The 24,826-nt window shown below is 44.0% G+C and carries 20 protein-coding genes; 12 read left to right on the top strand and 8 right to left on the bottom strand.

Going from position 1 to position 24,826, the window contains the following annotated elements; translation table 11 throughout:
* The first annotated feature begins 223 nt into the window (after positions 1–223).
* Entirely contained in the window at positions 224–1,258 is a 1,035-nt protein-coding gene (locus IE103_RS16020) for a hypothetical protein (protein WP_189347146.1), read from the top strand.
* Positions 1,259–1,439: 181 nt separating this feature from the next.
* On the opposite strand, the gene IE103_RS16015 is transcribed toward IE103_RS16020, so the two are convergent.
* From IE103_RS16015 to IE103_RS16005, 3 genes are all read right to left on the bottom strand, one after another.
* Positions 1,440–3,131 (bottom strand): hypothetical protein, encoded by a 1,692-nt coding sequence (locus tag IE103_RS16015; protein WP_189347145.1) that lies wholly within the window; start codon positions 3,129–3,131, stop codon positions 1,440–1,442.
* 348 nt (positions 3,132–3,479) lie between these two features.
* Positions 3,480–3,899, bottom strand: coding sequence for a hypothetical protein (locus tag IE103_RS16010; protein ID WP_189347144.1), 420 nt, complete (start codon positions 3,897–3,899; stop codon positions 3,480–3,482).
* 196 nt (positions 3,900–4,095) lie between these two features.
* Positions 4,096–4,491 (bottom strand): hypothetical protein, encoded by a 396-nt coding sequence (locus IE103_RS16005; protein WP_189347143.1) that lies wholly within the window; start codon positions 4,489–4,491, stop codon positions 4,096–4,098.
* A 431-nt stretch (positions 4,492–4,922) separates the two neighbouring features.
* Here IE103_RS16005 and IE103_RS16000 point away from each other — a divergent pair, with 431 nt between their 5' ends.
* A complete protein-coding gene (locus IE103_RS16000; RefSeq protein ID WP_189347142.1) occupies positions 4,923–5,192 on the top strand; it encodes a hypothetical protein in 270 nt (89 codons plus the stop codon).
* A 132-nt stretch (positions 5,193–5,324) separates the two neighbouring features.
* Here IE103_RS16000 and IE103_RS15995 read toward each other — a convergent pair whose 3' ends face one another.
* Complete coding sequence (locus IE103_RS15995) at positions 5,325–6,098, bottom strand: tetratricopeptide repeat protein (protein ID WP_189347141.1); 774 nt, start codon at positions 6,096–6,098, stop codon at positions 5,325–5,327.
* Positions 6,099–6,452: 354 nt separating this feature from the next.
* Between IE103_RS15995 and IE103_RS15990 the strand changes: the two genes are divergently transcribed.
* From IE103_RS15990 to IE103_RS15965, 6 genes are all read left to right on the top strand, one after another.
* Positions 6,453–6,734, top strand: coding sequence for a hypothetical protein (locus IE103_RS15990; protein ID WP_189347140.1), 282 nt, complete (start codon positions 6,453–6,455; stop codon positions 6,732–6,734).
* A 1,093-nt stretch (positions 6,735–7,827) separates the two neighbouring features.
* Positions 7,828–8,253, top strand: coding sequence for a hypothetical protein (locus tag IE103_RS15985; protein WP_189347139.1), 426 nt, complete (start codon positions 7,828–7,830; stop codon positions 8,251–8,253).
* 421 nt (positions 8,254–8,674) lie between these two features.
* The gene (locus IE103_RS15980; RefSeq protein WP_189347138.1) at positions 8,675–9,541 is read left to right on the top strand and encodes a helicase RepA family protein; all 867 of its coding nucleotides are present in this window, start codon (positions 8,675–8,677) and stop codon (positions 9,539–9,541) included.
* The gene (repC, locus tag IE103_RS15975) at positions 9,534–10,373 is read left to right on the top strand and encodes a replication protein C, IncQ-type (protein WP_189347137.1); all 840 of its coding nucleotides are present in this window, start codon (positions 9,534–9,536) and stop codon (positions 10,371–10,373) included. The genes IE103_RS15980 and repC overlap by 8 nt, the downstream gene beginning before the upstream one ends.
* A gap of 1,339 nt (positions 10,374–11,712) precedes the next feature.
* Positions 11,713–12,489, top strand: a complete 777-nt coding sequence (locus IE103_RS15970) for a hypothetical protein (protein WP_189347136.1) — start codon at positions 11,713–11,715, stop codon at positions 12,487–12,489.
* A gap of 72 nt (positions 12,490–12,561) precedes the next feature.
* Complete coding sequence (locus IE103_RS15965; protein ID WP_189347135.1) at positions 12,562–13,578, top strand: hypothetical protein; 1,017 nt, start codon at positions 12,562–12,564, stop codon at positions 13,576–13,578.
* 137 nt (positions 13,579–13,715) lie between these two features.
* On the opposite strand, the gene IE103_RS15960 is transcribed toward IE103_RS15965, so the two are convergent.
* The 4 genes from IE103_RS15960 to IE103_RS15945 form a co-directional block, all read right to left on the bottom strand.
* Entirely contained in the window at positions 13,716–15,296 is a 1,581-nt protein-coding gene (locus IE103_RS15960) for a hypothetical protein (protein ID WP_189347134.1), read from the bottom strand.
* 49 nt (positions 15,297–15,345) lie between these two features.
* Positions 15,346–15,495 carry a hypothetical protein gene (locus IE103_RS15955; RefSeq protein WP_189347133.1) on the bottom strand — a complete coding sequence of 50 codons (150 nt, stop codon included), beginning with the start codon at positions 15,493–15,495 and terminating at the stop codon, positions 15,346–15,348.
* Positions 15,496–16,455: 960 nt separating this feature from the next.
* On the bottom strand, positions 16,456–17,790 hold the full coding sequence (locus IE103_RS15950; RefSeq protein ID WP_189347132.1) for a type II toxin-antitoxin system HipA family toxin: 1,335 nt from the start codon (positions 17,788–17,790) through the stop codon (positions 16,456–16,458).
* 3 nt (positions 17,791–17,793) lie between these two features.
* A complete protein-coding gene (locus IE103_RS15945) occupies positions 17,794–18,243 on the bottom strand; it encodes a helix-turn-helix transcriptional regulator (protein ID WP_189347131.1) in 450 nt (149 codons plus the stop codon).
* 440 nt (positions 18,244–18,683) lie between these two features.
* On the opposite strand from IE103_RS15945, the gene IE103_RS15940 reads away from it, so the two are divergent.
* From IE103_RS15940 to IE103_RS15925, 4 genes are all read left to right on the top strand, one after another.
* Complete coding sequence (locus IE103_RS15940; protein WP_189347130.1) at positions 18,684–18,833, top strand: hypothetical protein; 150 nt, start codon at positions 18,684–18,686, stop codon at positions 18,831–18,833.
* Between the two features lie 153 nt (positions 18,834–18,986).
* The gene (hsdR, locus tag IE103_RS15935; protein WP_189347129.1) at positions 18,987–21,353 is read left to right on the top strand and encodes an EcoAI/FtnUII family type I restriction enzme subunit R; all 2,367 of its coding nucleotides are present in this window, start codon (positions 18,987–18,989) and stop codon (positions 21,351–21,353) included.
* A gap of 256 nt (positions 21,354–21,609) precedes the next feature.
* Positions 21,610–23,079, top strand: coding sequence for a type I restriction-modification system subunit M (locus IE103_RS15930; protein WP_189347128.1), 1,470 nt, complete (start codon positions 21,610–21,612; stop codon positions 23,077–23,079).
* Positions 23,080–24,825 carry a restriction endonuclease subunit S gene (locus tag IE103_RS15925; RefSeq protein ID WP_189347127.1) on the top strand — a complete coding sequence of 582 codons (1,746 nt, stop codon included), beginning with the start codon at positions 23,080–23,082 and terminating at the stop codon, positions 24,823–24,825. It begins immediately after the preceding gene.
* Position 24,826: the final 1 nt, after the last annotated feature.

Below are 24,826 nucleotides of genomic sequence, written 5' to 3'. Positions count from 1 at the left end.
CAATTGCAAAGCGGCTAAATTTTTTATTGCGAATCTATTCAATACTCTTCAATACCAGATAAGACATAGCAATCGGAATTATGCAATTCCAAACCACTCTAATATCTTGCATAGGCTACTAATAGTCACCTTCTTTCAGTTAAACTAAGTATCCAATTTGTGCAATGCACGTACTAGCCTCATTACTCGAACCTGACAGTAGCCAGATTCTGGCGTAGGTTCAGTGCGAGAAAATTTAAATGAAAAGAAAGCATCTGAATTCAACTTATATTTCAACAATGTTCTATACAAAGACCAACTCATGCAAGGCTGGTTGTCCGTGAATAGCGTTGCGGATACTGTACATGCGCAGATTCTTTTGAACGAGGAATGCGCATCTCTTGGTACAGCGTGCGCAGCCGCAAAAATGCGGCTCGACAAAAAAACACCTGAATCATTTCGAAACTCTTTTCAGGCATATCGCGGCCCAAAGAGCTTTCCTGATTATTTTGAACGAAAGTGGCTTAGCTTGCGGCTCAATGCCGTCAAGCGTGGCCTCGTGCTTAATGGGGACGTTACACCAGAAACCATTCAACAAATAACAGGCGAGTACTGCCCTGTCTCACTGACTAGGTTTACGTTATCTGGTCAACATCCATCGAATCCGTCCATAGACCGCTTATACAATGACGGCACATATGCTGTCGCAAATCTGGTGGTAGTAACCCAACGTGTCAATCGTGCGAAGGCGGACAAATCATTCGAGGAAATTTTTGAATTAGCGCTTTCCGAACAAGATAGCGATGGTCTGACAGCGATTGAATGGGCGAGACTCACTTGTTTAATGTACGGCGCGTGGAATGCCTATAACGGCGATAGGGACCCCTATTTGATTCCCCTTTCCACTTATCCAAGTCATAGAATATTTACGTCAGAATCACAAGTAGTCCAACTACTGCTATTAAAATTATGCACTGACAGAAATATAGGAACGGGTAGCGCAAGATGGTTAGATGCGACGAGAAAATCCGGTCAAGCGGAAAAACTCTTTCAGGACTTTATGGTCCAGCTGAATAAAGCTGTTGAGGAAGAGGAATTTGCTCCGTCGGCGTGGCTTCGTACCGACTTGTTTAGAAGCTTCGCTGAGTGGTATATGCTAAGCAAACCAGCCATAACCGCAATGCTACAACAATTACATCTCAAATTTCAGAGAGAGGTGAGCCATCAGCAGTTGATAAACACTTGGGCGGTGGGCGAACGCAACAAAGCAAATAAATAACCATTTTTCATGTATTAAATCTTCCCTAGTGTAGGGAAGATTTCAAGCATCGAACAGTAACAAAAAGCTTGTATGTATTATGCAGAAGGGGTAACAGAGGTAACAGAGGTAACAACCTGGTAGTTTATTGATAATAGAAATAAAAAAATGGCGCGAGTCCAATTGAACCCGCGCCACCTCCTTACGCTGCTAGTAGTGCACTTCCATCATTTGCCGGTAATAAGTCTGCCGGCATATTGAAAATCGTCACTTTTGCGGCCCCAAAGCCAGCCCCAATACGTTGAGTACCCTCTGTACCGCCTGGTAGACGGCGCAGAACAGTAGACCAGCCGCCAGATGCCCACTTAGTCCCCCCAAATACCTTACGCAACTCTTGGTGTTCTGGGGAGTTGGCAACGAACATACGCCATGTACCTTGAACACATCCGACGCGCATACCCAACTGAGCTAGGCGCATTGTGATTTCGAGATTGCCAGTAGGGTCGTCACAGATGCGCTGAATTGCCTCTGCAATCGACAAATTACGTGTGACGAGAGCAATGCCATCCATAAATTTAAATGGCAGCACCTTCGACATCATCGCCTCTAGGCAGCGTTGCTCATCCGTAATCGCATGTAATGCTATGCGGTCTTGGATATCAAGCAACTCAACCAGCTTTGCCGCTTCACTATCTGTTGCTGGTAATGCTGAAACAAATGTCCAATACGAAGCTAGTAATACGCCCACCGTATCGGCCATTCGACCATCACCACCTGCATCGATAATATGCTTCCGAACAATCGCTTCGTTTTTTTGAAAATTTGCCCAGCGATTGATGAAGCGACGAGCAAGACGAGGACCAATAACACGCGCTTCCGCTTCTTTTAGAGCCACCGCATCAGGTTTGCGCGAAATAGCCTCAAGGACTACCCAGCGTGTCACATCAGCTGGTTCAAACTTAGCTGGGTTGATGCAAGCGGCTAAAAACGGTGAGTAGAACGTATAACTGCGCGCCGTTCCACCTGGCGTTCCTCTAACAATCCCTTCATCCCCTTCCTGCAGGCTGTATGACATACGCGCGATTTCCAGCGTATCTCTCGAATGACGTCGCGATGGGTCAGCCTCAAATTCATCAAGGATAACCGCACGGCTTGTACCAGCCAAAGCTTGATAAAACGCTGCCATGGTTTGCGGACCGGTACTTGCGTAGGCCAACTTCCCTGACAGCCATTTCATCATTTCCAAGGCTGTCGATTTACCAACACCCGCAGCACCAGTCAATAGCATGTGCGGGCGACGACGCATCGCCACCGATGCAATCGCCACGCCAAACCAACCCAGTAGCATTTCAGCACCCAAATTATTGCGCCAGTTAATACCGCCAAATGCATTGAGGACGCACTGAACTTCGTCATCATTTGCAGCTGGAGTATCGAGGTCAAACCCAATATCTCCGCTCGCCGAATAAATTCGCTCCGCGTGGATACCATGCTCAAGCACCGTGCCATCAGGACGCCACAACTTACGGCTATTCACCGCTAAACCTCCATCCGGCATCAACCAGACGCCTGATTTACGTTCGTACGACTCAACGTAAACCCCTTTGACCTGACATTCGCGAATGATGTCTGTTGCAAGACGACGCAGGTCAAAGACCATAACCTCCTGCTTTGGGTGGAAGTATGTGTAATTATCATCGCACCAATCCGCACCGCAAACAGTCTTCAAATCCATCTCTTTCATGTCTGATGGAGATAGCTTGACGACGTTTTTGGAGAGATTACTGAGAACTACACATTTGCCGCCTAGTGTCCCTAATGCCACATAGCCTCCGTTTCGAGACGCTGCACTAATAGGGTTGAATTCCAAAGTATCGACGTTTTCTGTTGTCATTTTTATTGTCCTTACAAATGAGGGATAACTTTGTTATCGCCTCTGTTAATGGGCTTGGACTCTTCCGTTGTCGGAAAAGAACCCTACCGGGTCGGCCGCGATGCGGCACGAATCACTAACAAGACAAATCTGGATTTTGACAGTCACCTGTCCACTGATTGGCAAACTTACTACCACGAAGGGGATTCGATTTTCGAATTTTAAAAGAGCAGAAACTTCTATTAGTTGCGCCAAGGAATTATTGCCTAATATCAACAAATAATCAAGCATGGTCATTTATGACCAAATAATGAAAAATACGCCCCTCGGGAAAGGGGCGTATTTGAATCAAATGGACAAAGTGAGATTTCAAATTTGTCCAGTGTCTTCTGCCGCAGTACGCAGTGAATCAGCAATTTCTTGGCAAGTGACAAATCCTTCTTCGTCACCAACTTGGGCTATCGAAAATAGGGCCGTATACCATCGGTCGTTGATTCTGTAATAATCAAACTCTTCTAGCTGGGCTAAAAAGGTTTCAAAAACCTCGACTGAATCAAATATCTGCGCAACCCAATTATCTGTATCAATAATGCCAGACTCAACCGCTGCGGCAATTGAATCAAGAACTACATACTCGCCGCAATTGGATATATCCCTAAACGGTGTAAAAATATTGGTGTGGGGATTAAAACCGCCATTTGCACATCGCTTTTTCCATTTTGCTGCTGATTCATGGTTGTCTTGTTCAATTGCCTGACGAATAAATGTGTACGCCTGAATGATTGTCATATGAGCCTCTAATCTGCGGTTAAAAAATCAAAATAAAAGAATCCTACAAACGTATAGCGACTTCAAAAAAAATCTAACTCCTACTCCTCCATTTGACACCTCTCACCTTCGCAAAGGCCACCTGCCAATGCGAGAGTAAGAGCTACACATCAACCAACTTGGCAATCAAGGTTCGGAAATGAATTGGAAGTAACGCTCATTTAGATTTTCGATTACGCCTGCGGCCAACGCCAGCTTTCACCATCGCAGCCAAAAGCGCTGTAAATTCGGACCTACTGTCCTCAGCCAACTGATTTAAATCAATGGATGCTTTATCAGATTCAAGGTACCACTTAGTAACAAGTCTCAAAGTTGCCGGTAATTCACGAGCCGCATACTCCTGGCGAAATGCATCAAGCTCAGACGCGGTTTTATCCAAGAAGGTTTGCAACTGCGTTCGTTCAAGCGCAGTTAGTTTTTCATTTAAATCATTTGAAACAGCTCTGACATAACTTGGAATTGTTCCAATAAGCACGCTTTTCCCTCGTTTGATGGACGGGTCGTAGACGGTTCGAATAAGCTGAAGTTTTCCATTGCGATTACGAATTTGCATTCTTAAATCCTTTATTTAATTGGTGAAATTCGTATAGGCTGTAGATTTATATGTATGCGGAACCGATAGAGGTTGTATGCCTTGAAATAGTATGTGTATGCAGCACACTGCCATTCTCTGCAGAAAAGATATCTTCAGAAATCAATATGTGATTTTCGGTGACAGGTATGCGTTACAAAAGAAGTGCCGTATGCAGAAATATTAATGTTGTATGCGGCGTAAAACGTAACCCATACATAAAGTCAATAAACCGCATGCGGACATTTATTTGACGACATACGCACAAATGGAATTCATCAAGCTGAATGCTCGGCATGAAATTAATCTTCGGAAAATTAAGCTCCGAGATTGAGAGATGACAAGATTACCAAGAAGGTCGTTTAATCACAGTCGCTATACGAATTGCAGTGATTTAACCGCGGAGAACTTATATGAAGAAGAGGAAATTAGCACAAGAAAAACGGCCAAGATTCGAAATTTCAGTAGCAGATAATGATATTCCAATTGCGATTCTTGAAGCCACTGATGAACACGATGCATATATCAGAATAGAACATGTAGCCGGAGCATTGCAGCATCCAATGTGTGATGCTTTGTTTTGGCGAATAGAGCCAAGGAACTCAAAATTAGCCCTCTGTGCTCCATTTTTTAGCGAGGAATTTTTTATGTTGCGCGAAGCAAGTGAGGCGACAAAACATTAGACCCTGATTTGAACAACAACGCCTCCTACCGAGGCGTTGTTGTGACCAAAAAAGTCGATAATGAAATTGATGCATTAGTTCAAAAATTTGAGTTACAGAAAACGATTACTATTTGTCCGCCATCGACCTAAGTCAATTCATCATTTCGTATTTCCGAACCAATTCTACATCGGGCTCGCCATCAAATTCTGTACTATTAGTACTCACCATTTTCCCCAGCATATTAAGCTGCGCAGGAATATACCCTCCAAGAGCCGCTTTCTTAATCCAATAAAAAGACGCCTTCCGGTCAATTGCAACCCCCATTCCATACTCATACATCATGCTCAACTGAAACTGTGCGAAAAGATTTCCTTTGAGCGCGGCACTTTTGAACAAATTAGCTGCCTTAAAATAATCTCTCTCAATCTCATTGTCTTCCAGGTAAAGAATTCCCAAATTATTTTGGCCCTCAGCGCATCCCTGGTTCGCTGAAAGCGTGAACCACTTCCGTGCTTGAATTACAGATTTAGTCTTACCGAACAACCCATGAAGATGAAGTCTACCAACATCGGACTGTGCAGGAGCATATCCTCGATTAGCAGCACATTGAATCAAACGTATTCCCTCCTTTTGACTTTCATCACTTTTTACACGCATAAATACGGTTCCTAAAAAGTACTCAGCTGGAGCATATTTTTCCCTTCCGAGAAAACATAACTTCTCCATAGCAGCTCTGACTTCTTCAGCATCCGAACTATCTGATTGAATTATATTTCGCGACTTTTCAAACTCAATACTATATGAGTGTTCGAGTGCTTTTTCTCCGCCCTTTGACTGCGTGTGCGCAGCCCCTGGAATGTTTAATGGAGTAAACGATGCCGTCGGTTTGTAATGCTGATTTTGATTAATATTCGAGATGCTCATGTTTTACCTCTTCTCTAAAGTTAAGTGAACTACGATTTAGCAACAAGATTCTTGTGCTTACTTCTTTAGACAATCGAGCGCGAAAAAAATATCACTTTTTTTCAATTATTTTGAATTTATTTTAAAAATAAATGAATCAATGCGAATCAAAAATTTTGACCAACTCTATTAGACAATTCTCGCGCCGAAAAATATCACTTTTTTACAAAATAATTTTTATTCGACTCTGGCGACCTCATTTAGGCAACTGTTAATCAACAGATTCAACATCACTCTGTTCAAAATTCAGTTGACTTTCAAAACGTAAAAATCTAAATTGGTCTACCCAAAAACAAAAATAAAAAAGGTTCAAAAATGAATTTATTCACTTGGCTTTCAAATCATTTTTTTTCAGACACAAAAGAGATTGGTAATCTCAATCAGCATCAAGTATCGCCTAACGTCGACATCAATCCTGCGTCTGGATTGCCGATGGTAGATGGGATTGGCGGTATCGACATCGCCGGCAATAGTTATGGATTTAACGATTCACACAACGAAAATGTCACGCACGAATTCAATTCATTGGCTTATGACGATTCGAGCTTCGACAATGATTTCTCTAGCTGTGACATTTCTGGCTCTTCGTTCGACTAACTATCGTTAAGCAGTTCTCTATACCCTGAAGGACTCCAATGAAATTTGTTTATTTGGAGATGTTGAGGATTTAAGGAGAGCTTGCATGAACATCGACAATATGAGGTTAAGTCACACACAAATGACAATCGAAGCGTCTCGACTAAAGTGTGTATTGGTCGAAATTAAGATTGAAATTGATATTCGCTTACTGACTCTTGCTGACGAAGAGAATGAGATAACGGACGCAGAGATTACGGAAATACTGGCGGAGGATAGGAGTCACAACCAATAGAAATAATTAAGAATTGGCTGCACAGATTTTTTCCGTGCAGCCAATTTTTCGCGTTAACAGCTTTCACAACCTCACTACAATTTTAAATCTGAGTCGCTCAAGCTCTATTGACTCGAACGCGGCAGAGCCAAATTTTCCTCTAGTATCCTGCTTAAAAAGCAGATTCAATGCCAGTCATGGCACGCCAACTATTTATCTCGTTCAATTGGTAAGCCTCACGATGGAGTTTGCGTGCCCAATCGAATTGTGAGCTCGCAGTTGAATACTCTTATTCTAAAAATCGCCCGTTAGTAGTTTGTCGCACCCAAATACTCAAGTAAAAAAAAGGGACTCCAACATACAGAGTCCCAAAATATGAAAATAATTATTTCTTGCTCTTAATAAAGTCGAGCAATGATTTTATAAAAATCAAAACGCTTTCAATACAGTAGTCAATCACGAGAACTGCAACTAGTACCGAGCTCAAACACCAAATAATCTCAAACGCATAGGCCATATAAACCTTTCAAAGTTGACCTACTTTGTATAGCGAGTGATTTTTATATTTCCTTTTCTTATTCAAGAAAATACGTAAATTAATGTCGGTGCATCTTCGAAAAAAACAGCAATAGAGCTTTAAGAATAAATATCTCGTTCGCAAGGCAGGAGCTCTTTCATTTATTTGATAAAAACTGTGCTGCGCGACACAGTTTTATGAACTTTCCGATTTCGTCAATTCTGAAAAACGAATAATCTGTTCTCGTCATGACAGTGCATCAAATTCGAATTTAAAGAAAACTCATTTTTACGAAATCTACTTACAAAGGAAAGATACTAACAATGCAAAATAATACGATTATCATCGTCAATAATGGCGTACTGATTAGCGGAACGAACTATTTTGAAACCGAACTTGCTCAGGCGGGAATATTCTTCTTTTCTTGGAACGCATCAGCTTTGCGTATCCTTGTACCAGACAATCAATTGGAAGAACTATTAGATATGGCAACTGGGCAAGAATGCATAATCACTCGTGGCAGATATTACGGGAATGATTGTTTCGAATTAATGTTCGATGATGACAGTGACGACCCGTACGTTATTTTCACCGGCATGGAGGCAGTTAACGGCCGAGTAGAAGAAAATCGTTCGTTCGAGGTTACTGCTTGGTCATCAAAAGGCATCGAAGCAGAGTGGATTGGAAGATATCGAAAAGTGGAACATTTACCTTGTCTAGAACCGTGGCGCGCTAGCCAATCAACATAGAAAATTTAGCTTTCCGGCTAAGTTCTATCGTCAATCACAGACTGAGTTTTATTTCAAACAAAACTCAGTTCTATCATTCGGCGATGTCTAAAATTAGCATTTATTTTTCACATTGGCAGGCGCTTATCAATAGACGACTTACTTCAAGAACTGTTTTTATAGAGAATATAAATAGCGTTGCTGTACCAATGTATCTCCATAATCTATCTGATTGATTACTTATGTACATTGACACTCAGCAGCCCAGTTCTGCTTCTTCACTACGCATCGAAATTATCCATCAAAATGTTTGGCGGAATACGGACTCGACTCCATCAGGCGCCTATCTTTCAAATATACATTTGCAAAACGCACCGGATACTGTCATTTCTTCTGTAACTTGCACTAACTGTTTTAGAGGTGCCAAATGACTTGGGCATCTATGAACATTTCTGATGCACTGACATCGCCACGGCCAATCTTAGATTTAGTTCTGCCAGGCTTGCCAATAGCCACAGTCGGCAATTTAGTCGCCCCTGGCGCGACAGGTAAAACGCAGTTCTTGCTTCAACTCGCCGTCTGTCGATGCCTAGGCCTACCTTCGTTTGGTGGACTTTTCCCAGAAGCAGCGCCGGAAGAAGTCCTCTTTCTCGCCGCAGAAGAGCAAGAAGTCATCTTACGCCAACGACTGCACGATATTGTGCATTGGATTATTGGAGATGAATTATTTCCTGCTAAAACGCGAGCATCAGTAATAAATGAGCTGCAACACCGATTGAAATTATTTCCACTTAGCGGTAAAGACGTACGCCTAATAGACGATGGCTACGACACTAAAGTCATGAAGGAAATTTCCAGACTTGGTGAAGGTTGCCGGCTGATTATTGCAGACCCACTCCGCAGATTGCATGACGGTGATGAAAACGATAGCGGCGCAATGACGCAACTTGTCCAATCCTTGGAGCGTATCGCCACGCACACGAATGCGGCTGTTTTGGTCGCGCATCACACAAGCAAGGCTGCAGCGTTCAATGGTCAGAGCGAGTCTCAACAAGCAGCCCGCGGTTCAAGCGCGCTAACTGATGGCGTCCGCTGGCAAGCAAACCTTTCCACAATGACACCCAAATTTGCAGAAGCACAAAATATTCCAATTGATGATGCCCGTTTCTATGTGACTTTTGCGATATCTAAAACAAATTACGGTGCGCCTCAAGCCCCGGTTTGGTTACGACGATTGCCTGGCGGAGTACTAACAAAGACGCAGTTACCGAAAAGTTCAAGCTCAAGAAAAGGCGTGCAATATGACTGATAGGATTGTTAGGTATGAGCCTGCTATCGCGTTGTCAGGCCTTTTTCGACCATTGCAAGCTCGTCAGGAACGTCCACGCTTAAGCGTAACGCAACAATTTAAAGGTGTAACCTTTGAGTGGGTTGCGCCTGTTGCCCCAGGTGTGCCCGAACAGACCCTTTTGCTTGCCTTGATGTCTTTAGCAGGCCCTGGCATGCAAAGATTATCGCAACAAGCAACGAGCCCCATCGGTAAGCAACTACGTCAAGCGTTAATGAGTGAAGGCGAGATGTTTGCTGGTGAGACGGCTAGCATTCGCACTAGCTTGTCTGAACTTGCCAGACTTTGCGGATACGTTGATTGCGGAGGTGCTAATCTTGAACAGGTAAAGCAGATGTTGCGTCGTCTTGCGGAAATCACCGTCTGGATACGCACGCGTGATTATGAGGCTTCCTCAAGGCTGCTATCGGTTGTTTTGAGCCGCTCAGGAAATACTCGTGTTGCGTTGAATACCTGCTTAGCCAGTGCTGCCTGGGGTGAGACACAATATGTGAAAATTTGTATGAGCGAGCGACTTGCGCTAACAAGCCATCCAGGAATGGCTCTGCACGCTTTTCTCTCCGGTGTTATAAGGCCCGGGAAAGAGCACAGCTTTAATTGGACCAGTTTAGAACGTGCTGTATGGGGTGGAAATGCCATCGGTAGTACTTTTCGTAGCCGCAAGGCGAAATTGGCTTGCGCACTAGCTGAAATGACACAAAAAGACTGGTCCATCAAAGCTGAGAAAAAAATCGTTTCTGTGTCACGGCATAGCGACAACAAATCCCCGGCAAAGCGACGACACCCACAATGAAATAAGGTTTTTAAAATCAATACGTTACATGAATAATTTTACTCTTACTATTCTTAACAAAAAGCATCCTCGTAATGTTGGGATGGCTTGAGGCCCTCCCAACATCTTAAGCCCTTACCAAGAGAGATAATCACAGCAAAATACTTATTTCCAAAAAAAGCGAAATGAGTTCCGAGAACATATAACTGTCATGGAAAAACAATCAAAAAGAAAGGCCCCAAAAAAATTTGGGGCCTCGCTAATGAATCACGAATAAATTAATCATCCAATTTTTTACTCTTGACTCAGTTCTGCTCTTGCCACTCCACCCGGTTTCATCCAGGTTTTTCATCTTCGCGCCAACAAAGATGTGAGTGTTGTCCAGAATCTGTCCGAACATTTGCTTTGTCGCCTGCCAAGGCTATATCGCTTGATTCAACAGCTTTCGTCTTTCGATACTCACTTCCACATCCATCGAATCTGCAGTCGCTTTCAACTCTACTCAACGAATCTCCCCCACTTCCTGTTATGCGCAGTGCCAGCTGCACCAGGGTGAGTGGTTCCCACGTTATTCAATGATGCTAATTGCTTAGCGTGCTCGCTCTATTTTTAAGATTTTCTGATTCTAAGAATCTCACCCGATTACAGCCAGGTTTTCAACGGCCCAGGATTCCAAAACGGCTCGTCTACTCCCTAAAAATTTCATCACGATTCGACTAGCGAGAGTTCCTCTCGCCACACGCATCACAATCTGCAATACGCCTCTGCGGCGCACTTTCCGGTTTGAGCTATACAGTGCTGGTCAAAGGTTGCCCCTTGCCCTAGCAGTCGCGCCAGTCTCCCTTGCGACCCTATGCTATTTCTAACATCTCAACAGCCATCCGTGCAGCACTCGTTGAACCATCTCCAGCCCCCCGAGGGTATGATTTTACATACTCAATCATTGACAGGAATTAGAGGTCATTTCCTACCTCCATCCGTGTCCGTGTCGCCCAATCCAACACATTCTTTAAATGGGGTCGAAGGAGGGATTCTCACCCTCCAGCGCCCCGTTGTAGCCGCGCCAGCACAATTACGTGCACGCGGCTTCCGCTGTCTAGCATCAGTTGGCAACTGACGCTTTAAAACCTTCCGGTTTTAGCGAGAACAAAGCTGGGGTTGGCGCCCCGCTTCAAAATTTGGCAGGTTCGCATACCCCGGTGCAAATGCACACGAGCTTAATGGTATAGAAACCTCATTCATTCATGTATTCGGTTGTAACTGGAATCCTTATTAATGTGCACTCCAAGGGTTGGTTTCTACACTCTATAACCAGTACAGGCAAACAGCTTTCATCTGGTTTAACTCATGGAGAAAAGAGATGCCCGATTCAGAAATTTTTAAAAGTAAAACCGCACTCATGCAGCGGGCCGCTGATTGGGTGCGCGTCGGCTACCAACATTACGCTATGGGAACGGTTCAACGAAAAAAAGCACATGACCTTGTTCGAAAATTCCAGCGAAATTATTTTGTTGCACAAAATAAAAACGAGCGATTCCAAGCAAAAAAGCTCGGAGATGGATGTGCGAGTTTGCTTCTGTGGGAATCAGCTCCTGGGATACTCACTTGGGTCCTATTGGTGTCGAATGGCGAGCACCCGGCTCATCATATGGAAAAACTTCGCAATGCGCATGAGCCGAACGGACGGCTTGTCCTGACTGGCTATGAGCTGGTGCGTCACACGCGAAGAGGCTCATCCAAACCTTCTTGGACATGGCGAATGCAGATTTCCAACTACGAAGCGTGGCGAATACGCGTCATTCAAACATGCCGAAATGGGAACGACCAAAAAATTCGACAAACAATCCATAGCCTCTATCACACGCCAGGATTTTCACAATGTCGTAGTCAAGTAGGAAAACTCATGGCGTTATTCAAAGCGGAATGGGCACGTTCCCGACCGTCCGCTGCATTTCCTGACGTCCCAACGATTTTGCCTTACGTGCGCCGATTTAAGGCCTCCACGGTCAATCTATCGGAATGGATTGAGAAAACTGAAATAGAGGCCAAACCGAGACTAATTGATGTGACAAAAATTCGAGAAGTAGCCGATACCGACACAATAAATTTTGATTCAATTGAAGCTTCTAAAATTTAGAACGATGCATCGATTTTAGATGTTTTTAGATGCTTATACATAACTCCTTAGTTAAACGTATTGGAGTTAAAAATGAATAAAGTGTCAAATTCAGTTGCAATCGCAGTCTTAGAATCAACGGGTAAAAGAGCAAAAGCATTATCGAAGAATGAAGCTTCTGCGAGAGGGTTAGCATTCATAAAATGCGCGCTGACTGGAAAAAATAAGCTAAACAAAACTTTAAGAGAGATATTGAAAGCGAATGGTTTAACTGCATCAACAGTAAATCTCAAGAATGTAAAGAATATCAAAGAGGAAATTTATGCGTTACGCCGTGCTCGCAGCCAGCTACGTTCGTTAAGCCCGAAAACTACACTAACATCGCGACTAGAAAACCTCCGAAAAGATGTGTTTAAAGAATACGCATTTAAGTTAGTTCGCCGGGGAGCTCCTGCAGGAACCTACATCACAACAAAGTTCGCGATGTCAAATTGCGAAGTCGATTACAAAATCGTGTTAGATAAAGTTTTCAATTTTTTTCGCGGGCAATCTAAAAAATGGCCGGCCAACTCAGACCACCACTGTATTTGTTTCCCTGCAGACTGGCGAACGCGCGTTCTGAAGAAAGGACTTGCTGAGCTTGGAGGGATGCTAACACTTGATGCTGCTCGTTTAGAATCAAATGGAAATATGGAAATATATGCAGCTACATGGGTTGTTCAGCAGCGCGGATATTCTGTCAAAGTCGAACGAGGTTTTATTGCAATCTCTAACAATGCTCACTTTCATGCGCCAACAATCGAAGCTGCAATCGCAGGATTACGAAAGAAAGAAAATGTAATACCGACCGACAAAGACCTGAAACTTTCTATCGAAAAATTTATCGAAAAGTATTCAAGCATTAAAACAAATGTGAGTTTAGATGATGCACGGCAGTCTGGTAGCTGCGAATACGGAATTCGCTCTTGGTGTGAGTCCGTAGGAATAGATATCAATCGAGGTGAGGTCGAAATAATTGACATCCTCGCTGCTTTTCGTAGATTACCTTTATCTGAAGTAAAACGAGCGGTCATTTATGCAGTACGAAAGAATCGACATCATCCAAATTGAAATCTAAAAAATCGCTCCAACTAAGACGCTCTACAAGACGTCTTAGTTGGAAAGATAAAAAAAAATGCAGACTAACCATTCTCAGAAAAATTTCTCAACCAAATTAACGTCTTGGCCATATGTTCAGCCCGCCAATGTCAAAGTGTTGCATAAACAGCCTTTTTCATAATTTCAAATACAGAGTTCAAATTTACCTCGGTCATTTCGTTCGACCTCAAATGTCGAATCTCAACTCCAACATAACGTGCCCAGCTAATTCCTCTTTCGAAGTCACTTTTTTTGTCATTCTTAGCAGCTAGTTCCACGAATTGATTTACCAATTTGTACTGTTGGCCACCAGCGCAGTACTTCGCGCTATCAAATGCGTCCGTCAAAAAAGGGAATGCCAAATCATATTCCTGCCTGCGATAATGAAATGTGCCCTTAATCCATGGCAAAATCCAAGGAAGCAAAGGTTCTATTCCGCTATTGGACAACGCATTTTCAAAAGATTCAATTTCCTCAACAGATGTATTTGGACGGTTTTTCAAGTCTAAGCCTTCAGACAAAATCTCAGGAAAGTTTACAGGCAGGTCATGTAACTCTGGCCGTTGGACTCGCATGGCGAATGATAAAGGGAAGAACTTCCCAAATTGCCCACAGAATTTATTGACCTCAAATGGGTTTTGAAAGATTTCAATTCGCCCTTCTTCACCCATCATTTTCAAAGTGCCTTCAAATTCGCTCTGGACATGGTCATAGAAATCACAAAAATTGAGAGTTTGTTCTTCCCAGACCTTATTGGCATAAGATTTCCGAAAGGGTATAGTCTTTAATCGATTTCTCAAGTCGGTTTCGAAACCAGAAAAATCACTTGAAACAAAACCATATTGGAGAACAAATTGCTCGCACACATCCAGCAGAAATGGTTGTCCAAAATTTTCCAAAATCTTCTTACTGACAAAGGTACTTATCCTTGCAATAAAGAGAATAACTAGGAAATTGTCAATTTGGTGACTATTGATAGTCCGCTTAATGTTCAAGTTGCTCGTCTTATTGATAGACTCTAATGACCTCCTGAAATTCCAGAAAAGCACTGGAACCGAGGGAACTACGCTTTCTTTTATCCAGTATTTAGCGCTCTCTAAATTTTGTTGTTGAGCGAAAGTCATGCTGTCAGTCTTATCTGGGCAATGGAACTCTCTTTGAGAGAGGCGACATTCTGCGTAAATCCATGACATCGCCTTTTCAAGTGGAAATACAAGTCTATTCTCTTCAACACTTGGCAGAAACCAGCAACCCTCGGGAGTTTTGTAGTTTTCAGCCTCTATATTGAATCTCAATATTTTTCTTTTCACAGAAAGTGAGAGTTGTCCAACGAGACAATCAACAATAAACCATTTGATGGTGCCCTTTTTATCCAGATAAGTGCCATTGCCCCTCAGAGCCATTTGATACATCTCCAAAAGGTCCATTAACACATCACCGACTGGGATAGCGACTCTTGGATTTGTTAGGTAACCTCCAACCAAATATCCAAGCTTTTTGATGAGTTGCTGGATACTCTCGCCAAGGTCACCTTCTTCTTTTGCCAGCCTTGAAAGTGCTTTCTGAAGAGTCTTTTTTGCTGTCTCATCAAAATCTTTTTCCAATGCGTGCTTACGAGGCAGCACACCTGCCGCATCATATGCAAATTGGATTATTTCACCCACCTTTGGGAAACCTACATTCATGTTCATATACTAAATTTAAGGAAAATGCCCTAGCCGTTAGGCTAGAGCGATGTAGTTAATTTTTTTGGTTCGGATTTAATTGCTTGCCACGATTACCGTTGTTTGCTGCGTTTGTGGGATTATTGCCAGCTGTCCCACGATTAGGGTTGCGGGCGTCTGAGCGCTGATTTAATGATTTTGAGGTAGATTTAGAAGTTTTGGACATTTTCTGCTCCAAGTGAGTTAAAGGGAAGCAAAGTTTATCGATGGGTCTGTTGTTTTCCTAAAGGGAAATTGGCGACGTGTTTTTTTTACCCGATATTTGCAAATACGTCTTGAGGGCTCTTGCTTGAAAAAATTGTTGATTATCGATTCACGTACGACGCACAAACTACGCGGGGTAAGACAAAAATCGCCATGAAGAAGTTTTCTCCATGGCGATTTTTATCGGCATTTTTGAATAATATGGGGTTAAATTAGAGACGACGAGGTTTCCAATTGCGTTGAGCGTCAAACATTCGTTTTTCCCAGTTTTCGACGGCCTCAACGCACCAAAAGACCTTTTTCCCAATTCGCTTCCCTGGAGGGAATTCTTCGCGGTTGACCATCATTTCTAAGCCCCGTACAGACACGCCTAACATCTCACACACAACATCCTTCGCTAATATTTCCATTTCAAAATCCTCAAAAAAGTCATCAGGATTCTTATAGGAATCAATATTTATCGATGGTTCTAAAATCCAGTATTTGCGGAAATTTAAGGACACTTTTTTTAGAAATGAGTTGCTAAGTAAGAAAATTCAACTTAAGATGCCACCGTCGATTTCACTGACAGTTTACTGACAGTTGAAAGTGCGGACAGCTGCGTTTGACTGCGCATCGGTGCGGTTAAGTGCATGATTTATATAGGATTTGCGTTTTAAGGTCGGACAGGAAACACGATGATTCTTCATTGAAAATCCTTGTGTCGGTGGTTCGATTCCGCCCCGGGCCACCAAGAATAATGCGGCTCACAGCGATGTGGGCCGTTTTGTTTTGTTCAGCAATTTCTTGCTTGCTCCGCGATCCCACATTTTTGGTATCTTTCCATCTCACGACTATTTGGTTCGATTTACCTGATCCCCCGCGTCTGCTCTTGCTGTAATGAGTCGGTGCACACTCAAATTTGACCTACCGGGGATGCGCGTCAACACTGATTGGCAAGAATGGCCGCTTGTTTTTGTAGCCCCTTAATTATCGACTCGGCAAGAGATGAGGGAAAGTTTGCGGGCAATCTTCCATACACAGACTCAACAACTTTTGGAACCTGCGCAAGTACCTCTTCGATAATTTCCTCAGCAGTTATCGCACCTAGGCCCACCTGTTTTGCCATACTAGACCAATGTCGGCGTTGGATACGTTGGATATGATAGTAGTTAGTGCTTCCTCGGACTGCCATGGCGAGTTTAGCGTCCTGTGGCGAAATCATATTAGGTCCTGTACCAATAACTGGGTGTGCAGATAACACGTCATAAATTGGCGTTGCCTGATATCGAGCTTTCGGCTGCAAGAAAATACTGAAATTTTTTGCGTGCCCATCGATTGCCGCAAGCAACCAAAAGATGATTTGGGTTTTAAAGAAGTTTCGTCTGTCTTTTGCCGCGCTTTCGGAGCCTAACAATAGCCGCATAATCGCTTCAATCCCTGGTCCACCATCTCTCTGATATTTATTGAGCGGTGAACATCCCGAGGCTTGGCACATATCTTCTTGCGGAAGACGAACAATCCAACTTCTGTCATCGGAATACTTCCGATCGAATCTTTCTACGGAAAGCACTTTTTGTTCTTCAAACTGCAGAATTTCTGTCTTCGCAATCGGCAGATTAAATTCTTCAAGAATGATAGAACACAGCCATTCATTTTCTATCGATGTACTCATATCCGCGCGCATACTTCCGACCAATCCGAGCGGCAATTTCAATATATGTGTGGTTGGTGTACTTCCAATTGGTAGGTACCAACCTCCCTGATGGTATAGGAGAGCATTTTTTTCCTGAGCACCAGCGATGGAAATTCGAAAATCTTGATCATCATCGGTGTGTCCAAACGGGTTTGAGTTAGTAGTATCACGCAATAATTTGGCTATCGCTTGTTCGTCTAGTGGGCGTTTGCGGATAGAAAACAAGTCTTCGGGCTGCACATCTTCAGGGAGTATTTGGGCGGCGCCCACGCAGTCTCTACCGATTGCCTCAAGTAGTTGAAACGGAGATGTGCCACCTGTATTGTGGCGCATGGCAAGCCGACGTCGAATGATGTCGCTGTCTGGCAATAAATTATCGAAATAGTTTATGACTACCTGACCGGAATAGGCATCATTATTTGCCGTAAATGGCATCGACAATGACAATGGACGTCCGCTCTCGTCCTCTAACCACTCATTAAAGTAAGTGAAAGTAGAAGAATTTGCCTTGTTTCTCCATTGACCAACGGGAGTGCCGTTGAACCAAACATTAAGCGTATTTTGCTTTGATCTACGTGCCATGCATCACCATTTCGTCGTGTCTGAGCGCTTACTTAGTTTTGCAGGTGAGGCCAAGGTTCGTTTTTTGTTTGCGCTAGTTGTTTCTTTGCTCGATAAAGTATTTGACTGCTTTTTTCTGGAGACTAGTTTTTTAGTACCTAGTTCTACTTTGAAGCTCTGAGGTTTTTTAACTTTATTCGGAGTGACCAGATTTTTCGATGAAATGCTAGCGATCTCTACTGCTGTTGATTGGACTTCTGCATGGCTCGTAAAATTAATATCGATATTCAATAACCTAAGTATTGTGTACAGTCGTTCAACACTTGTGCTAGATAAGTTTGACTCGATCTGTGCGTAGGCTTGCTGAGACACCCCTAATCGCTCAGCCATCGCCGCTTGCGTCAAGCCGGATTTTCGCCTAAAGCCTTGAACAAGTGGTTTTAGTTGATTGAGTGTTTGGATTCGATATTCCATGCGCTCCTGCTCCTGACAATTTAAATCGCCTACAAGTTTAGCATTGTATTTCAACAATACAACATAAAAGTTGTATTTGCGAATTACAATCTATACATTGTAATGAGGAGTTGCAACATAAACATTGTTAAACGGGATTATCTTCGCCAAAAAGCGGAACTTACAAAGTCCATATTCTGGGTACACAACATTGAAATCTGCTCCCTGTTTCATCTGTTAATGCGTAGAGCAAAGTCACAGTTCAGATCAGAATCAATAGAAAAAATTATTGCCTCAAGGAATATTTCACCTACAGATGCGGGGATTACCTGAAATGAGTTATATGAGTTATTGACTAGCATATTTTTACAGACACCAAAAATTCCCCGAACACTGCGCGAGTGCGTCGATGTGATGTTGATGCCTAGGCAGGTGAATCAACCACAATGCAAGGCGAAGGAATGGAACGTTCAGAAAAACTGAACATCAACATGATCACTCATGCGGGGAATAACGAAGTTCCGGTTTTCGGAAGTTTTGGGGGAATTCAAATCGCGTTATTGATATTTCAAACTAAGGAACAAACGGGATCATGGCGTTTAACTGATTAACATCAACAAATTCAAGAATGCTTTTTACATGTAAATTTACACGCTCGAAAAAAGATCACCTATAAGCTATTAAACCCCGCAAAAATCGCCTGTTTTCTATAGAGACTACAGTACAATCATCACTCCTCATTTTGGTGGACAGTGGATTAGTCGATGGATAAAAAGAGCCTTACTGAACGCGATATCTGCAGCAAATACATTACCCCAGCCATCCTCGAAGCAGGCTGGGATTTGCATACCCAAATCCGAGAAGAAGTCAGCTTCACCAAAGGTCGCATTATCGTGCGCGGCAAATTGCATACACGCGGTGAACAGAAGCGTGCAGATTACATCCTGTACCACAAGAAAAATATTCCGATCGCCGTCATCGAAGCCAAAGACAACAAGCACAGTATTGGCGATGGCATGCAACAAGCTTTAAATTATGCCGAGACCTTGGGTGTGCCATTTGTGTTTAGTTCAAATGGCGATGCATTCCTATTTCACGACCGCACAGGCAATGCTGCAAAGACAGAGACCGAAATAGGCCTTAACCAATTCCCATCGCCAGCAGAACTTTGGCAACGCTATTGCGTTTGGAAAGGCATCGCGACTGCTGAGGCTGTCCAGACCATAGAAATGCCTTACTACGACGACGGCACAGGTCGCGCGCCTCGCTACTATCAAGCCAATGCGATTAACAATACTGTAGAGGCGATCGCCAGAGGCCAACAACGAGTATTGCTAGTCATGGCAACTGGCACAGGTAAAACCTACACTGCATTTCAGATCATCTGGCGTTTGTGGAAATCGGGCACTAAGAAACGTATTCTCTTTTTAGCAGACCGTAATATTCTGGTGGACCAAACCAAGAATAATGATTTCAAACCCTTTGGCGCAGCGATGACCAAAATCAGCAAACGCCAAATCGATAAAAGCTACGAGATTTATCTGAGCCTATATCAAGCAGTGACTGGAAATGAAGATGAGAAAAACATCTATAAACAATTCTCGCCAGATTTCTTTGACCTCATCGTAATCGATGAATGTCATCGTGGTAGCGCTGCCGAAGATTCCGCTTGGCGCGAAGTGCTTGAATATTTCAGTAATGCGGCCCACGTTGGTCTTACCGCCACACCAAAAGAAACCAAAGATGTCTCCAGCATCACCTACTTTGGTGACCCCGTTTACAGCTACACCTTAAAACAAGGTATTGAAGACGGCTTCCTCGCACCATATAAAGTCGTGCGTATTGATATCGACCGCGATTTACAAGGCTGGCGTCCGCGTAAAGGGCAGCTCGATAAATATGGACAAGAAATCGAAGACCGCGTGTTTAACCAAAGCGACATGGATCGCACCTTGGTACTAGAAAAACGCACAGAGCTAGTCGCGCAAAAGATCACCGATTTTCTCAAAGCCAGCGATCCTTTTGCTAAAACCATCGTATTCTGCGACGACATCGACCACGCAGAACGCATGCGTCAAGCACTCGTCAATTTGAATCCAGAGCGAGTCAAAGAAAACCGCAAATACGTGATGCGAATTACGGGTGATGAACAAGAAGGCAAAGCCGAACTCGATAACTTCATCAACCCAGAAGAGCGCTATCCCGTGATCGCCACCACGTCCAAGTTAATGACAACTGGTGTCGATGCACAAACCTGTAAGTTAGTCGTACTGGATCAACACATCAAATCCATGACCGAGTTCAAACAGATCATCGGTCGCGGTACGCGCATCAACGAAGACTACGACAAATACTGGTTCACCATCATGGACTTTAAAAAAGCCACCGAGCTTTTTGCCGACAAAGATTTTGATGGCGAACCCGTGGTGATCTACGAACCCAAGGAAGATGAACCACCGGTGCCGCCCGATGATATTGACGTGACGCCTGACCCACAATCAACTGATAGCGACAAAGATAATGCCATCGACGATGATGAAATCCCTGGATCAGATATCAGTGGTGGTGGCAGACGTATCAAGTACGTTCTCGGTGACGTAACGGTGCACGTGATCGCGGAACGAGTTCAATACTACGGCAGCGACGGCAAACTCATGACCGAATCGCTCAAAGATTACACCCGTAACACCGTACGTAAAGATTACACTTCACTCGATCAATTTTTAAAGCGCTGGACAAGCGCCGAACGTAAGGCCGCTATCATCAAAGAGTTAGAACAACATGGCGTATTGTTTGAACCATTAGCAGAAGAAGTCGGCAAAGAACTCGATGCCTTTGACCTAATCTGCCACGTCGCATTCGACCAGCCACCACTCACCAGAAAAGAGCGTGCCAACAACGTCAAAAAGCGTAATTACTTCGCGAAATATAGTGAGCAAGCACGCAAAGTCTTAGAGACTCTATTAGAAAAATATGCGGATACGGGGATTGAGAATATCGAAGACATCAAAATTCTTACACTCGACCCATTCAAGAATATGGGCAGCGCCACAGAGCTTGTCTCTGCGTTTGGTGGAAAGCAAGCCTATATGGAGGCACTAGCTGAATTGGAACAAAACTTATATGCCTAGACTGTCAACAAAAAAACAAAGCGAATTGCTTCTAACTCCCTCTCCCGCAAGCGGGAGAGGGCTGGGGTGAGGGAGCCTGAGTCGCGCACAAAGCATAAAGAATAACGATACAAACAAGCACATGAATATCAAATCTAATTTCTCGAACGCCCTCACCCCCAACCCCTCTCCCGCTTGCGGTAGAGGGGAGTTTTAAGAGCACCGAATTCTAAAGAAGCACAAAAATCAACAATCATTCGAACCTGAAAAGAACACCATGAGCATCTCAAGCACCATCAAATCCATTCAAGACATCATGCGCAAAGACGTAGGTGTCGACGGCGACGCCCAGCGTTTAAGTCAGCTCGTGTGGATGTTGTTTCTCAAAATTTTTGACGACCGCGAAACCGAGTGGGAACTCATACAAGACAACTACCAATCACCGCTACCTGAAAAATACCGCTGGCGCAATTGGGCTGCTAATCCCGAGGGCATGACAGGCGACGAACTCAAGCAGTTTTTAGACAATGATCTCTTCCCTGCCCTACAAACTTTGGAAGCCAAAGGTGGCGATCAACGCGCCTATGTGATTCGTTCTGTTTTTGAAGACGCCTACAACTACATGAAGTCCGGCCAGTTGATACGTCAAGTCATCAACAAAATCCAAGAAGGCATCGACTTCAACAAGGCACAAGAGCGCCATTTGTTTGGAGACATGTACGAGCAACTGCTGCGTGATTTGCAAGCCGCAGGCAATGCGGGCGAATTTTACACGCCACGCGCCGTCACCGAATTTATGGTGCAGATGACCAACCCGCGCTTGGGTGAGAAAGTCATGGACCCTGCTTGTGGTACCGGCGGCTTTCTATCGTGCTCCATCGAACATATTCGCAAACAAGATGTGAAAACTGTCGACGATGAAGCGCAACTGCAAAACAGCATTTTCGGTATCGAGAAAAAACCGCTACCGCATTTACTCTGCACCACCAATATGATACTGCACGGCATCGATGTGCCCAGCAATATTCGTCACGACAACACCTTATCGCGCCCTTTGATCAGTTGGGGCCCAAAAGAACGTGTCGATGTCATCGTCACTAATCCGCCTTTTGGTGGCATGGAAGAAGACGGCATTGAAACCAACTTCCCCAGCGCCTTTCGCACCCGAGAAACCGCCGACTTGTTCGTCGTGCTGATCATGCAGCTTCTCAAAGCCAATGGCCGCGCCGCCCTCGTTTTGCCAGACGGTTTCTTATTTGGTGAAGGCATCAAAACCCGCATCAAAGAAAAGCTTTTAGAAGAATGTAACTTGCACACCATTGTGCGCTTGCCCAACGGCGTCTTCGCGCCTTACACCGGCATCAAAACCAATCTGCTTTTCTTCACCAAAGGCACGCCAACCAAAGAGACATGGTTCTACGAACACCCCTACCCTGAAGGCGTGAAGAGTTACAACAAATCCAAACCCATGCGCATCGAAGAATTCGCCACCGAAAAAGCATGGTGGGGAAGCGAGGCGGACGGCTATGCACAACGTACAGAAACACCACAAGCGTGGAAAGTTAGCATCGCCGAGATCAAAGAACGCAACTACAACCTCGATTGTAAGAACCCTCACGTTGGCGAACAAGAACAACACGATCCAGAAGAATTGTTAGCGCAATACGCGCAAATGCAAAACGAGATCAGCGATCTGCGCCATCAACTCAAAGACATCCTAACCAAAGCATTGAAAGGTGAGGAATAAATGAGCGCAGTACACAAACTGATCACAGATCATCTCGAAATTTGGACAGCAGCGGATACTGAAAAGAAGTCAGGCCGTGGCCGCGTTTCTGGAAGTGCGAACAGCGTGTATGGCATTAAAAAACTGCGCGAGTTGATTTTGGAGCTCGCGGTGCGCGGAAAGTTGGTGCCGCAAGATCCGAATGATGAGCCTGCTAGTGAATTGTTGAAGCGGATTCAGGTTGAGAAAGCTAAGTTGATCGCAGATGGAAAGATTAAGGGAGGCAAGCCGCTACCAGAAATAACCACCGAAGAGAAACCATTTAAATTGCCATATGGTTGGGAGTGGGCAAGGTTAAATGATTTTGTTCTGAACATAATCAGCGGCGGAACGCCAAGTAAAAACAATTCCGAATTCTGGAACGGCGACATACCTTGGGCGAGTGTTAAAGACTTGAATGTAGAAAAATTTCTTGAATCTACTCAAGATTTCATTACTCAGAAAGGGCTAGATGCGGGAAGTAAACTTGCGCAAAAGGGCGATCTAATTATCTGCACAAGAATGGGACTAGGAAAGATAGCGATTGCCGCGATGAATGTCGCAATAAATCAAGACCTCAAGGCCCTCAAAGTTACATCATTCCTTGATATCGATTACTTTATAAATTTCTACGGGACCTTAAAGATTATTGGTAGCGGAATGACCGTTGCAGGAATTCGACAAGATGAACTGTTACAATATTGCATACCTACGCCCCCCCTAGCCGAACAACACCGCATAGTCGCCAAAATAGACGAACTCATGGTGCTATGTGATCAACTAGAACATCAACACAACAACGCAGCAGAAGCACACGAGCAACTGGTCAGCCATTTGCTCGGCACACTCACGCAATCACAAGACCCCGACGACTTCAACGCCAACTGGCAACGCATCGCCGATCACTTCGACACACTCTTCACCACAGAATCCTGCATAGAAGCCCTAAAACAAACCATCCTCCAACTCGCCGTCATGGGCAAACTCGTACGACAAGATCCGAATGATGAACCGGCGAGTGAGTTGCTTAAACGGATACAGGCTGAGAAAGCGAAGTTGGTTGCTGAGGGAAAGATCAAGAAAGATAAGGCTCTTGCGACGGTTAGCGACAGCGAGGAGCTGTTTAAATTGCCAAGTGGGTGGAGTTGGACCCGAATGATAAATTGTGCTAAGCAAATCACAGATGGTGAACATTTAACTCCTGAACGAACAACTGACAATACGAAGATACCGCTTATCACAGCGAAGAACGTTCGTGACGGTAGCATGGATTATACAACCACAGACTTTGTGGATTTTGATGTTGCATCCAAGTGCTGGAATCGCTGCAAACCAGAACCCAATGACATTCTAATCGTCTCTGTTGGAGCGACAATTGGAAGACTAACAATGATTGAGGATCATCGTGACATGGTAATTGTTAGAAGTGTCACGTTAGTCAAACCTTTACTGATCAATATTCGATACCTAACGATGGCTTTGCGTAGTCCTTCTCTGCAGAAAACTATTTGGGCCGGCGTAAAACAGAACGCGCAGCCGTGCCTATACTTAGCTGTATCAAACAACTTGCCAATTCCGGTTCCACCGATTAATGAACAACACAGGATAGTATCCAAAGTAGGCCAACTAATGGTCTTATGTGATCAACTAAAATCACGCATCACCAACATGCGCCGATCTCAACAAAAACTTGCCGACGTCCTGATTGAGCATGCTCCCACAAGATGAC

This window comes from Affinundibacterium macrobrachii (assembly GCF_014652415.1).
In the GTDB taxonomy this organism is placed as follows: Bacteria; Pseudomonadota; Gammaproteobacteria; order Burkholderiales; family Burkholderiaceae_D; genus Undibacterium; species Undibacterium macrobrachii.
The sequence above is the reverse complement of the archived record's forward strand: the minus strand, read 5'-3'. Positions and strand labels throughout refer to the sequence as shown.